The organism is Caulobacter sp. GW821-FHT10E02 (assembly GCF_059415225.1).
On sequence record NZ_JBWKMV010000002.1, the window covers coordinates 628,147 to 641,110 of the forward strand.

Genomic DNA, 12,964 nt, shown 5'->3' on the forward strand with positions numbered 1-12,964 from the left:
GCTAAGACGCCGTCCCGCCCGGTCTGCTTGGGCGCGATGCACCCGTAGCTCAGCTGGATAGAGCGTTGCCCTCCGAAGGCAAAGGTCACACGTTCGAATCGTGTCGGGTGCGCCATTTCTCCTGAAATCGAAGACCTGAAGTCGCCCATCGCGGCGCTACGTCGGGAATCTTACACAACCTGAACCATTTCGGGGACGGCCCGTGCGGCATTCTCACCCGCAAAGGTTGCGGCGCTTTCCATGCCGCTTTATCGTCATCGGGTGAATTTACACATTCAGCCCTCGGCCGCCCGATGAAGTGGCTCGTCAGCATCGAGACCGGGGATGACGACGCCTTGCTGCGCCTGACCTGGCGCGATCAGCAGACGCAGGCCGAAACTGTCGAGATCATCAGCATGCCGACGCCGCACGCGGCCCGCGAGGCCCGGGCGATCCTGTCGCGGTTGGCCCCGGCCGCCCGGCGCGAGAGCCTGGTGCGGCAGATGATCAAGACCGCGCCGCGCAAGCCGCGCGGCGACGGCCCGGGCTAGTCTATTCGCCGTGGACGGCCAGGTGCTCGGAGACCACCGCCGCCAGCGCGATCAGGGCTTCCGACAGCACCGCGTCGAACTTGCGCGGGGCCAGGTCGACCACGCACACTGTGCCCAGCAGCCAGCCGTCGCTGTCACGGACCGGCGCCCCGGCGTAGAAGCGCACGTTGGGCGCACCCACCACGAACGGATTGTCGGCCACGCGCGGGTCCTCCAGCGTGTCCTCGATCCACAGCAGGTTTCGATACTCGATGCAGTGGCTGCAGAACGAGACGTCGCGCGGGGTGTCGGCGATGTCGACGCCGGCCCGGCCCTTGTAGAACTGGCGGTCGACGCTGACGAAGGTGACCATGCCGGCCAGCGCTCCGAACAGGGTCTTGGCGGCTTCCGCGACGCGGTCCAGGGCCGGATCGCGCGACACCGACAGGATGTTGGAGCGCACCAGCGCGGCCAGGCGCAGCAGCTCCTCGTGATCGTGACTGGTCAGCATGCGCATGGGCGTTTCCTCCTTCTAAGGCTTTCGATTATCGGCGCGTCCCGCCCAGCAGGCCGGCGAAGGTGTTCTGGTCGAACTTCACCCGGGCGGTGATGTAGAAGCCCTTGCGGCTGTAGCCGGCGGCCTCGAAGTCGGGATCGTGATAGCCGACGACGTTGTAGCCGACGCTGATCCAGGTGTTCTCGGCCATCGAGACCCCGACCGACGGGCCGATGGCGTAGGCCGTGCCGCCGTCCTTGCCGGCATGGCGCAGCGACAGGTTCACGCCCAGATCGATCTTGCGGCTCAGGTCGATGCGGGCCTCGGCGCCGATCACCTGCACCAGGTTCGTGCGGGCCTCGCCGTCGAAGCGTCCGCGCACCAGCTTGGCGCCGTGATAGAGGCTGGCCTGCACCGCCCAGCGCTCGTGATCGCCACGGTCGCTGTCGAAATTGACGGCCAGGTTGTTGATCAGCTTCGACGAGATCCCGTCGGCGCGGGCGGTCGGGCCGTAGCCGGCGGCGGCGGCGCCTTGCGTGATCCCACGGGCTTCCTCGCGGCGGACCTCCAGCTTGTCGAGAACCGACCACTTGCTGTCCAGCGGACGCCAGGCGATCGAGCCGGCCACTTCGGCGCCCTTCGAGATCGCGCCGGTCGCCGTCTTGGTCTGGTCGGCGCGGACGGTCAGGGCGGCGGTGACGCCCTCGCGCAGCTGGCGCAGATAGGCGGTGCGGACGGCCCAGCTGTCGGCGACGTCGCCGCGGCGGGCTTCCACCCGGCCGTTCCAGCTCCAGCGCTCGGCGCGGAAGGCCGCGCCCAGGCTGACGGCGGTGAAGTCCTCGGTGGCCAGACCCGCGCCCGTGGCCTTGTCGCTGATCGTGTTCGGGACCGGCGCGCGGCCGGACACGGTGTTGGCGGAGTCGATCGAGGCGTCGACGCTCCAGCCGCCCTTCAGTTGGATGCTCTGGGCCAGGCCCAGGCGGGCATAGGTGCGCGGACCGAAGGCCGACAGGTCCTGGCGGTTCAGGGCGCTGGTCAGACGCGCGCCCTTCCACGGCGAGATCTCCAGGCCGCCGCCGATGACGGCGGCCTTGTAGCCGACGCCCTCGACCGTCTCGCGGCTGGCCAGCAGGCGCACGCCCTCGCGGACCTCGAAGGTCGCGCCGATCCGGCGACGGACCGGGAAGTCCAGGCTCTCGGCGTCGCCCAGGGCGAAGTCCGAGGCGGCGGTCAGCTGCAGGCGGCGGTTCAGGAAGTCGCGGCTGGCCGACAGGGTCAGCAGGTCCGAGCGCACGGCCTCGCCGGTCTCCGGCGTGTCGTGGGCGGCCTTGACGCCGGCGCCCAGGCGCAGGCCGCCGGGGGCCAGGTAATCGACCTTGGCGTCGACGACGTCGCGCTGGTCGCCGCTGTCCAGATAGTCCTCGTGATAGGCGGCCACAGTCAGCGACAGGCGCTGGGTCAGGCGGGCCTTGCCGTCGACGCCGACCTTGCGGGCGCCCAGCTCGGCCAGGTTCTGCTGGTTCAGGCCGAAGGCCTTGTCGGCCTGGCGGGCGTAGCCCAGCACGTCCAGGCGCGCCGAGTGATGCTCGACCTCGGCCACCCAGGCGGTCTGGCGCTCGGTCGAGACCGACTGGCTGGTGGCCGCTTCCAGGCGAATGGCGGTGTCGGCGCGGGGGCGGACGACCAGGTCGGCGGCGACCAGGTCGGCCTCGGCGCGGGCCTCGCCCGGGCGGCCGTGCAGATAGGTGGCGCCGACCGTGGCCTTGCCCTTCAGCAGGTCGGCGGAGACGCGCAAGCCCATCTCGGTGGTGCGCTCGCCAGCGCCGTCGATCTCGTAGTTGGCGACTACGACATTGGGGTTCAGGTCGGCGTCGCGGGTCGGGATCGGATCGCGGAAGGTCAGGGCGCCGGTTGCGTAGTCGATGTCGTAGTCGATGTCGCGGACCAGGGTCTTGCTGGCCAGGATCCGCTCGGCGCGCAGGCGGTCGCGGGTCTCGATGGTGACCGTGTCCGTATTCGGAACGATCTCGCGGTGCGACAGCTGGTAGAGGCCGGCCAGGCCCGAGCCCGGCAGCTCGTCGCGGACGTGGTCCTGGGTGGTCTCGGCGGCGAAGCCGGCGACGTTGATGACCTTGCCCTGACGCTCGAACTTCAGGCCGTTCAGCGTACGGTCGAAGTGACCCAGGCGGGTGGAGTCGAAGCCGGTCTGGAAGTCGCCGAACAGGGCGTAGAACGCCTTGCGCTCGACGCGGATGTACAGCTTGCGCTGGCTGGCGGCGTCATAGGCCTGACCCGAGCCGTCGCCATAGACCGTGTAGTAGCGGTCCGGATCGATGGTCGAGGTCAGGCCGCGCTCGTCGTCCTTGGCGCGCTTGTTGTCATAGGCCAGGGTCAGCAGCCACGAACCCCGGACGCGGCCCTTGGCGTAGAAGGCCAGCTGGCCGTCGACCATGGTCTTGCCGCGGTCCTTGCGGGCCAGGGGCGAGGCGTGGCGCGACAGGGTGTTGTAGCCCGCCGTGCCGGCCGCGAAGCCGACGACGATCCAGTCCTGGCGGGCGGCGCTGAGCCACGCGCGAACCTCGGTCGGGGCGGCGTTGTCGGCCAGGCCCGGCAGCTTGAAGCGCAGCACGGCCGAGCCGGCCTGGCTGGTGGGGGCCAGGGCGATACGGGCCACGCCGTCCTCGCCCAGCACGCGCCAGGTGGCGGCGCGGGCACCCTCGCCGGCCATGCGCTGGTCGGAGTTCGGATCGGCGGCGATGGCGTAGGGCTCGGCGACGTCGAAGGTCCCCATCGTCCCGGGACGGACGGGATGGCCGAAGCGGTCGGTGAAGCGCACGGCGATGACCGGGGCCGACAGGCCGTCCGCGGTCAGGCTGGAGGCTTCCGAGACGAGTTCAGCGCGGGCCGGAGTGTTGGCGTAGGCGACTTCGCGCTTCAGCTCGGCGATGGTCTGGCCCATGGCGTTGACCACCTTGGCGACCAGGATGTTGGTCCCCTCGGTCAGGGGCACGCCGCGCCACAGCGAGACCGCCATGGTCCCATCGGCGCTGGTCTCGACGCCGTCGCGGGCCAGCGGATCGACCGGCGCGCCATTGAGGGTCAGGCTGACCTGGTGGCCCGGCGAATGCTTGACGGCCACGCGGATGGCCGGGACGGCGGGGTTGTGGTCCTTGGCGGGGAACACGAAGTCCGCGCCCGGCTCCTGGCCGGCGAACCAGTCGATGGTCCCCGGCGCGGCCTCGTCGATGGCGATCGGCGCGGTCTTCGGCGCGACTCCGGGCGCCGAGGCGGTGCGACGGAGACGGAATTCGACTCTCTGCAGGCCGCCGCCGCCGATCTCGACGAACTGCGACCAGGCGCGGCCGGCGATGCGGGTGTCGCGACCACAGGCCACGGCCTCGTAGCCGGCCGGCAGGGCGGCGGCGTCCATCTGCACCACGTGGATGCCGGGCCGCACGCCCTCGAAGTGGAACAGACCGTCGCGATCGGAGACCACGAAGGTGCCGTCCTCCATGACCAGACGGACTCCGGGCACGCCGACCCGACCGTCCTCGCGACGGGTGGCGCAGGCGCCTTCGGTGACCCGGCCGATGATGGTGCCGGCGTCGGTCATCAGCGGCGGGGCCGCGACACGAACGCGCGCCTGGGCCTCGCCGCTGGAGGCGCCCAGCGCCCCCGTGGCGATGGCGCGATTGATCGCCCAGCCCGTCGGCGCATCGGGACCGACCGTGACCAAGTAATTGATTTTGCTGGCCTGCAGCGGACCGAACGTGCCGAGCGCATAGGTCAGGGTGCGGCCGTCGGCGCTGATCTGCGGGTCGGCCAGCGACCCATCGTCGCGGCGCGAGGAGCCGCGCACATAGCGGAAGCCGCGCGGCAGAACGTCGCTGACCTGGACCGTGTTGATGGTGCGCCCGGCGCCCAGATTGCGGATCGTCAGGCTGTAGCGGATGAAGTCGCCGAACGCGGCCTTGGTCGTCGAGGCCGACTTTTCCAGCGACAGGCCGCTGATGAAATTGCGCATCACGATCGGCCGCTTGCCGCTGTCCAGCGGGATGTCGACCTGCAGCGGATCGGTCTGGACGAGGTCGAACGCCGCGCCCCACGAGGCCGGCAGGATCTTGAAGGCGCCGCCATCGGGCGCGGCCAGCTTGGCCAGGGCCGCCTCGGTGGCCGTGGACGGCGCGGCGTAGCCGGTCGGCGGCTCGATGAACAGGCTGTAGCGGCCCGAGGCCACCAGCGGGAAGCGGTATTGGCCGGGCGCGAACTGATAGATCGCGCCGCCGGCGTCGGTGACGTTGTCGCCGCTGATCACGGTGGACGGATAGGCGCTGACGCCATCGTCGCCGAACACCGTGGCCGGCTGGCCGGTCTCCTGATCGACCAGGGTCACGCGAGCGCCGTCGATGGCCTTGCCGGTGCGGGAATCGAAGACGTAGCCGTAAGGGTCGATCAGGGCGGAAGCCGTCGCCGAGGTGCCGTCGTAGAGATCGGCCACGGTGACATCGAGGGCGCCGCCCCGCGGACCCGAGATTTGGCAGTCGAACGGAGCAGGCTCAACGTCCGTCGCCGGAATATAACCCAGGAACTTGCCGGTATTGGCCCCGGTCTCCGAGACCTTCAGGGTTTCCTTGTCGCCCAGCGAGGTCTTGATGGTGATGGTCATCACGTCGCGCGCGGTCGCGTCGACATTGTTGTCCGGAGAGTCGATGGCGATGAACACCGGCTCGCCGGCGTGGAACGACGTGGCCGGCCGTAGCTTGACCGATGTCGGATCGAATTCGTTGCCGCCGTTGAGGTTGGGCGGGCCGTAGCCCTTGCCGTCGACCAGGCATTGCGTGGTGCTGACGTCTCGCGACGTGCCCTCGGCCCCGATCGCGAGGCGCAGCAGGCGGATCGTGGGGGCTCTGCCCGGCGTGACGGTCAGCGAAGTGGTGTTGGAATTGACGCCGCTGGCCCCCGTCGCGGTCACAAAGGACAGTCGCGCCGTATTGGTCAGGGTCGTCTGTCGCGCATGGACGGGCGTGCAGAGCCCGGCGGCGATCGCCAGGCCTGTCAGCGCCAATTTCATGCGGGACAAAAGGGATGTCATTCTGGCATGCGGCCCCGTGCCGGGCGGCGCGGAGCCGCCCGGGGGAAACCTTCGTCCTTCTTGGAAAGCGACTAGTTCAGCGTCACGCGGAAGCGCGTCGTGGTCGTCGCGCCAACAGCGATGTTGGCGATGGACGTCGCGATGCGCGTGCCGTTGAACACGTTGCCGTCGGTGGCCTGGGCCCCGTCGAAGACGCAGGCGGCCAGCAGGACCGTGCCGCCGACATAGGTGCTGTTCGGCAGATAGGTCGTGTTGGCCGGGATGTTGTCGGTGACGCCGACGCCGGTCAGGGCCTGCGAGCCGATGTTCTTGACCTGGATGCAGTATTCGACGACCGCGCCCGGGATGGCCTTGGGCGTCACCACGCCGTTCAGCGGATCGCTGATGACCACGGCGGTCTTGGTGACCTGGGCGGTCGGGGCGGCGATATTGTACTCGTCGCCGGCGCTGAAGCGGGCGTCGCGCAGGGCGTCGACATAGCCGGCCGCGTCGGCGAAGACGGTGTCGATCTGGGCCGGATCGTCCAGCAGGCTCTGGGTCAGGTCGGCGCCCAGTCCAGCGCCGCCGCCGGTGGCGACGACGGCCGTCAGCTGCACGCCCGAAATGCCGCTGGCCGGGCCCGAAGCCGGGATATCGGCGACGACGAACACGGTCTTGGTCTGATCCGGGGCCAGCTCGTCGATGAAGGTCGCCGTGTCGACGCCCGCGTCATAAGTGCCGTTGCCGTTGGAATCGACGAACACCCGGATGTTGGTCACGGTGAAGTTGTCGGTGTGACCCAGCTGGGTCGTCAGGCCCAGGCCGATATTGGTCGCGAACAGGCGGAAGTCCTGGGTCGAGTTGGTGGTGTTGGTGACGGTGAAGGTCGTCACCTGGTCGGTCTGGCCGAAGGACACCGCCGTCGCCGCGCCGCCGACTTCGGCGACCATGACATTGGCCTTCCGGTCGACGACGAAGGTGGCGATGTTCGAGGCGACCGGCGTCTGGCTGACGCCGCCGACCGAGTACGATACCGAGGCGGTGTTGTTGATGTTCGTACCGGCCTGGGTGCCGGTCGCGGCGGAGGCCATCGGCCCCCACATCGCCACGGCGAGGGCGGAGACCCCCGCCAGTGCTGCTCTACGGAATGAGTTCTTCATGATGGACCCCGCTTTGTTTGATTGGGTGGAGGCGCGCGTCACTTCAGACGGGCGCGGAACGACAGCTGGATCTCGCCGCCCGCCGGAACGGGTTGGTCGAGGGTCCAGCGGATGGCTTTGACGTCGGCGGCGGTGGCCGGGGCGGAAGCGCCGCCGGCCGCGGCCTTGCTGAGCGAAGTCAGCGGACCGAAGGTCTGGCCGTCGATGGAGACCATCGGCGGACGGGTGTCGGCCGGACCGGCATAGACCAGGTCCTGGGCCAGCGGATTGGTGATGACGACGCCGTCGGCCGGGCGCGTGCCGCCGTTTCGATAGGTCAGCACATAGACGACCTGCTCGCCGGGCGTGATGCGGGCGGCGGGCTTGCGGCTCATCACCGCGCCCTTGGGACCCGGCGTCTCGACTTCCTTGAAGACCGCGGAGGTCAAGGTGGCGTCGTGCTCGGCGACCCGGGCGTTGGCGGCGGCGCCGGCCAGGTTGGAGAGGAACAGGCCGGACGCCACGGCGGCCAGCAGAAGGGACTTGGTCATGAGGCGCTCCCGAGGGGGTTGATGCGAACCTTGAAGGTGACGGTGCGGACGGTCGGGACGGCGATGTCCCCCAGTCCGACGGCGATGGCCCCGTCGGCGAAGCCGCCGGCGTCGCCGTCGGCCGCGTCGCTGAGCGACGAACCGTCCAGGGTGAGAGAGCCGGCGACATAGGTCGCGCCGGCGGGAATGGGATCGGAGACCATGGCCTGAAGCAGGGCGATGCCGGCGCCGAAGCGGGCTTCCAGGCTGTAGGTGACGATCGCGCCCGGCATGGCGCGCGCGCCGCCAGCGGCGTCGGTGACGGTCTGGGTCTTGATCAGTTGGGCGTTGGCGCGGCCGACATAGAAGGTGGCCGGCGGGCTGGTGCTGCCGTCGGTTCCGCCGCCAGTTCCACCACCCGTACCGCCGCCGCCCGTACCGCCGCCGGTGAGCACGCGCGGACGCAGGGTCTTGCCCAGGACGACGAAGGTGCCGCCATTGCCGGCGGTCGCCATGGTCCCCGGCGTCGCGCCGCCCCGCAGCACCGCCGGATAGGCGCGCAGCAGCAGGCGGCCCAGCGAGCCGTGGACGGCGTTGGTCGGGATGCTGCACGAGACCCAGGCGACGACCGAGGCGCCCGGCGCCAGGACCGGGGTGACCGTCGACTGGCGATCGCGCGTCGTGTCCAGTTGGCCGTCGCCATCCCAGTCGACCCAGATCACGCACGAGTGCGGATCGAAGTCGCCGTCCAGGATCGAGATCGACAGGTCGAAGGCCTGCCAGCCGTTACCCAGGTTGGTGATCCGGAAGCCCAGGCGCTGGTCGTGGCTGTTGGCCTCGACATTGACCTCGGGCGTCAGGACGTCGACGCGCACGTCGAGGATCTCCTGCACCTGCAGCGACACGACGTTCGACTTCACCGAAGCGATCGTGTCGCCGGTCGTCACGGACAGGCTCGCGACGTTGTCGATCATGGTCGCGGCGGGCGTCATGGCCGCCGGATTTTGCGACTGCGCCCGCGCCAGACCCGGCGCACAGACCAGCGCCGCGACCCCGATCAGGGCGCAGGCCGATACGCCGCGCGAGGCGGCGATCTTGCTGGTCTTGTGAGGGCCCGGATGGGTCATGAGTGGAGCGCGAAACTTCCTGAGGCGAAAAATCGAGCCCCATGAAGCGAGCGATCACAGCTAACCGGACCTTACCAGAATAGAACAAAAAGGGAATATGTAGACTAACGTCTAGTGAGAAGATGCGCTTTGCACTCGCCCTAAGATGCGTACCGCGACAGGCGATCCAGAAATGAGGCACAACCCGTGCGTCACCCTGTCGCAAGCGTTTGCGCGAAGCTAAGTCATTGATAAAAACGTTTGCATAGTATCGACATCCCAAGCGCCATAAGGGTTTGAGCGACACTCGACGAACGAAAGTCGACGAACTGACATAGCCGAGATGCGACACTTGGCGCGGCGACGAATGTGTCTCGGCATTTCATGCTCGCAACAGTTGCCCACCGAGAGCCTCCGCCGTGAAACGCGTCCTGATCATCGACAGCCATCCGTTGATGCGCGAAGCCATCCGAACCGTCGTCCTGTCGGTCTGGCCGAAGGCGCATACCATCGAGGTCGGCGATCTCGCCGCCATGGACAACGGCTGTCGGTTCGGCGCGACGATCGACCTGGTGGTGATGGATCCGGCCCTGGCGGGCTGCAGCGGCCTGTCGGTGCTGGTCATGGTCCATCAGCGCCTGCCCAACACCCCGACCGTCGTCTTCTCCTCGCGAAGCGACGACCAGATGGTCGGCTCGTGCAAGGCGCTGGGCGCGGCGGGCTTCCTGCACAAGTCCGCCGAGATCGATGAGATCGCCCACGCCCTGCGCAGCGTGCTCGAGGGCGCGCGCCCGTTCCCCGCTCTTACCGGCGCGGTCTCGGCCAGCCAGGAGCTGACGGCGCTGAACCGCCGCCTGGACGGCCTGACGGCCACCCAGATGAAGGTCCTGATGAACATCGCCGACGGCCGCCTGAACAAGCAGGTCGCCGCCGACCTCCACGTCACCGAGGCGGCGATCAAGGCCCACCTGACCGTGATCTTCCGCAAGCTGGGCGTCCAGAACCGCGCCCAGGCCCTGCTGACCATGCGCCCCATCCTGGAGTCCAATTCGAGCGCGATCGCCGTCTAGGCCGCCGCACAGCCCCAGAACGACGAAGGCCCGGCGGTTGTCCGCCGGGCCTTGTTCATGTCGGGCTGTCTTCCAGGGATCAGAAGAAGCGTTCGCCGATGCGGATGGTGTCGCCCGGGGCGACCTGGGTCGACGGCGTCAGCGCGCCCTTCACCTCGGTCGTCTCGCCGTTGTGCTTGATGTAGACGTTCTTCTTGTCGGCCCGGTAGGTGAAGCCGCTGGCCGTGGCCACCGCGTTCAGCACGGTCAGGCCCGCGGTGTAGGGATAGGTGCCGGGCTTCTCGACCTCGCCCAGGATGTAGAACGGGCGGAAGGTCAGCACCTCGGCGCTGACGCGCGGCTCCTTCAGATAGCCGTCGCTGAGCGATTTCTGCACGGTGTCCTGGAACTGGCCGACGGTCAGGCCGCCCGCCTTGATCTCGCCGATCAGCGGCAGGGACATCAGGCCGCTGCCGGTGACGAAGAACTCGCCCGACAGGGTGGGCTCGCCATAGACGGTCACGCGGACCTTGTCGCCGGCGCCCAGCAGGTAGTCCATCGACTGCGCCGCCGGAACGGGCGTGTCGCTGATCACGGGCGCCTGGGCCCGCGCCGCGCCGCCCCAGGCGCCGGCGGCGATGCAGACGACCAGCGCCAGCATCGAAAAGAGGCGCGAGAGTTTCGAAACACCGATCATCGCGAAGCGTCTCACCTTGGACGTTTGAAACTTGGGGACTTAATCAGACTTGGAAATCGAAATGCCACATCGCACGTGACCGTGACATGAACAAGATCGAGCCTTAGGCCGCACGCGCTTTACTGAACTGGATGATCTTGGGTTCACCGCCATCAAGTCTAACGGCGGTCAGGACGCCGGTCGCATAGGCGCCGGTGTCGACATTTATCCGCTGGCGTCCGACGAAAGCCTCCTCGACCGGCGTGTGGCCGTGGACGACCGTGGCCTTCAGGCCATGGGGATTGTCGAGGAACTCGTTGCGGATCCACAGCAGGTCGGCGGCCACCTGCCGCTCCAGCGGCAGACCGGGGCGCACGCCCGCGTGGACGAAGACGTAATCGCCATAGACCACCACCAGCTCCAGCTGGCGCAGGAAGGCCTCGTGGGCCGCCGGGAAGGCCGCGCGGAAGGCCTGGCGGGCCTGCTCCCAGGCCTCGGGCTCGGCGCGGCCCACAGGGCGGTGCACGCCGTACGAGGCCAGGGTCTCGCCGCCGCCGTATTCGACCCACGACGGCCCGGCCATCGGGTCGTCCAGGAAATGCAGCAGCGTCTCTTCGTGATTGCCCATCAGGGCGCGGAACTCGAACCGCCCGCCGTCGGCCTGCCCCTTCAGCAGGATCAGCCGGTCGATCACCGCGCGGGATTGGGCGCCGCGATCGACATAGTCGCCCAGCATGACCAGCACCGGCGGATCCTCGCGCCCGGTGGCGCGGTAGTCCTCGGTCACGGCCCCGATCAGGCCGTCCAGCAGGTCCAGACGTCCGTGGATGTCGCCCACCGCATAAACCATTCGACCGTCCGTGGACGAGGCTTTGCGCGGCTGGGACTTGGGCCGGAAGAGGGACTTGAACATTGAACTCGCCAAGGCGCCGAGCGAACGCCGGAGCCATAATCGCCGATTTTGCCCCAGCCAGCAGCGTAGTTCAACGGCGCCATGGGACGTTTACTCGCAATTTATCATGATCATTGCTATTCAATTTACCAAGTATATTTCTCTTTCATTGTAGTTAATTTCAGAATTACCACAGTTAAACATCCAGATTATACCATCTAAATTCAGCTCAAATTTGCGGCCCGAATGAATACTGACCCCACGAACACAGCGGGGTCAGCATGTTCAACACACGTAACATTGTTCTGGGTCTGGTTAGCGCTATCGCGATGATGTCCGGCGCCAGCGCTCAAGCCGGCTCGGCGCCGTTCATGCCGCGCGGCCAGGATGTCGGCGCCCCGCTGGGCTTCGCCGAGCTGTGCCGTCGTGACGCCAGCGCTTGCGGTTCGCCCGCCAGCCAGCTGGCCATGCTGGGCGCCGTCCCCGGCCTGGCCCCGACCTCGTCGGTCGGCCCGATCGCCCCGCGCCACTTCGACACCGCCGCGACGAACGCCCAGGAGGCCGAAGACGCCGTCCGCCTGATCACGGTCGAGGTCGTCCAGGCCTGGACGCCGGCCACGGTCGAGGACTTCGTCGCCGCCGGCCAGCCGCGCCTGGTCAAGGCCGTCGCAGCGCCCGCCGCCCAAGCCCCCGCCCCCGTCCTGACCACCCTCGCCTGGACCACGCGCCCCGAGCGCGACCAGATGAAGCTGCTGAACCAGGTCAACCAGCTGGTCAATCGCACGGTCAAGAAGGCCACCGACATCGATCTCTACGGCCAGGTCGAATACTGGGCGCTGCCGCGCCTGGTGAAGGGCAAGCTGTATGGCGACTGCGAGGACTACGCGCTGGAGAAGCGCCGCCAGCTGATCGAGGCCGGCGTGCCCGAGACCGCCCTGTCCATGGCCGTCGCCTTCACCAACCGCGGCGAAAGCCACGCCGTGCTGATGGTCTCGCTGGAGAGCGGCGACTGGGTGCTGGACAACCTGACCCCGTGGGCGACGCCCTGGGGTGACCTGAACTACCACTGGGTCGAGCGCCAGGTGCCCGGCACGTCGCAATGGACCACCATCGCCTGATCCGACATCAGGCCTGAAGGCAAAAGCCCCGGACCAGCAGGTCCGGGGCTTTTTCGTTACGCGAAACAGCAGACACGAAAGCGCCCGCTCAGGTCATGAGCGGGCGTTAAGGCCGGTCTTGAACCGACGGTGAAGGCTTAGAGGATGTGCGAGACGGCCAGGACCAGCGCGCCCCACAGGCCCGCCGAGATGACAGCGCCCATGCCCAGCCCCAGCAGCGGCGGCAAGCGCTTGGCGCGCACCGGCGCGGTGGCTTCGACTTGGACAAACGAGATCTTGGCTTCAAGCATCGATCACACTCCTGATGTGAGGACTGTAATCCTGGCTCGGCTAATCGCCCGTGAATGAACAGAGTCTACGTGCATTAAACATATCTGG

The 12,964-nt window shown here is 68.2% G+C and carries 11 protein-coding genes and 1 tRNA gene; 4 read left to right on the forward strand and 8 right to left on the reverse strand.

Annotated elements, in window-relative coordinates:
- The first annotated feature begins 38 nt into the window (after positions 1 to 38).
- Positions 39 to 115: transfer RNA gene (locus AC07NI_RS12725), tRNA-Arg, on the forward strand.
- 178 nt (positions 116 to 293) lie between these two features.
- Positions 294 to 530, forward strand: coding sequence for a hypothetical protein (locus tag AC07NI_RS12730; RefSeq protein WP_494619419.1), 237 nt, complete (start codon positions 294 to 296; stop codon positions 528 to 530).
- Position 531: 1 nt separating this feature from the next.
- Here the strand turns inward: AC07NI_RS12730 and AC07NI_RS12735 are convergent, their stop codons facing one another.
- From AC07NI_RS12735 to AC07NI_RS12755, 5 genes are all read right to left on the reverse strand, one after another.
- Complete coding sequence (locus AC07NI_RS12735) at positions 532 to 1,026, reverse strand: GAF domain-containing protein (RefSeq protein WP_494619424.1); 495 nt, start codon at positions 1,024 to 1,026, stop codon at positions 532 to 534.
- 28 nt (positions 1,027 to 1,054) lie between these two features.
- Positions 1,055 to 6,076, reverse strand: a complete 5,022-nt coding sequence (locus AC07NI_RS12740) for a hypothetical protein (RefSeq protein WP_494620528.1) — start codon at positions 6,074 to 6,076, stop codon at positions 1,055 to 1,057.
- Positions 6,077 to 6,168: 92 nt separating this feature from the next.
- Positions 6,169 to 7,236 (reverse strand): hypothetical protein, encoded by a 1,068-nt coding sequence (locus tag AC07NI_RS12745; protein ID WP_494619429.1) that lies wholly within the window; start codon positions 7,234 to 7,236, stop codon positions 6,169 to 6,171.
- A 38-nt stretch (positions 7,237 to 7,274) separates the two neighbouring features.
- Positions 7,275 to 7,766 carry a hypothetical protein gene (locus tag AC07NI_RS12750; protein WP_494619434.1) on the reverse strand — a complete coding sequence of 164 codons (492 nt, stop codon included), beginning with the start codon at positions 7,764 to 7,766 and terminating at the stop codon, positions 7,275 to 7,277.
- Positions 7,763 to 8,872 carry a hypothetical protein gene (locus AC07NI_RS12755; RefSeq protein WP_494619440.1) on the reverse strand — a complete coding sequence of 370 codons (1,110 nt, stop codon included), beginning with the start codon at positions 8,870 to 8,872 and terminating at the stop codon, positions 7,763 to 7,765. The genes AC07NI_RS12750 and AC07NI_RS12755 overlap by 4 nt, the downstream gene beginning before the upstream one ends.
- A 398-nt stretch (positions 8,873 to 9,270) precedes the next feature.
- On the opposite strand from AC07NI_RS12755, the gene AC07NI_RS12760 reads away from it, so the two are divergent.
- Positions 9,271 to 9,921 carry a response regulator transcription factor gene (locus AC07NI_RS12760; protein ID WP_494619445.1) on the forward strand — a complete coding sequence of 217 codons (651 nt, stop codon included), beginning with the start codon at positions 9,271 to 9,273 and terminating at the stop codon, positions 9,919 to 9,921.
- Between the two features lie 79 nt (positions 9,922 to 10,000).
- Here the strand turns inward: AC07NI_RS12760 and AC07NI_RS12765 are convergent, their stop codons facing one another.
- Together AC07NI_RS12765 and AC07NI_RS12770 are read right to left on the reverse strand one after the other, a co-directional pair.
- Complete coding sequence (locus tag AC07NI_RS12765) at positions 10,001 to 10,597, reverse strand: polysaccharide biosynthesis/export family protein (protein ID WP_494619451.1); 597 nt, start codon at positions 10,595 to 10,597, stop codon at positions 10,001 to 10,003.
- 103 nt (positions 10,598 to 10,700) lie between these two features.
- Entirely contained in the window at positions 10,701 to 11,489 is a 789-nt protein-coding gene (locus AC07NI_RS12770; protein WP_494619456.1) for a metallophosphoesterase family protein, read from the reverse strand.
- 308 nt (positions 11,490 to 11,797) lie between these two features.
- Here AC07NI_RS12770 and AC07NI_RS12775 point away from each other — a divergent pair, with 308 nt between their 5' ends.
- A complete protein-coding gene (locus AC07NI_RS12775) occupies positions 11,798 to 12,586 on the forward strand; it encodes a transglutaminase-like cysteine peptidase (protein WP_494619459.1) in 789 nt (262 codons plus the stop codon).
- Positions 12,587 to 12,723: 137 nt separating this feature from the next.
- Here AC07NI_RS12775 and AC07NI_RS12780 read toward each other — a convergent pair whose 3' ends face one another.
- Positions 12,724 to 12,876, reverse strand: coding sequence for a hypothetical protein (locus AC07NI_RS12780; protein ID WP_494619463.1), 153 nt, complete (start codon positions 12,874 to 12,876; stop codon positions 12,724 to 12,726).
- Positions 12,877 to 12,964: the final 88 nt, after the last annotated feature.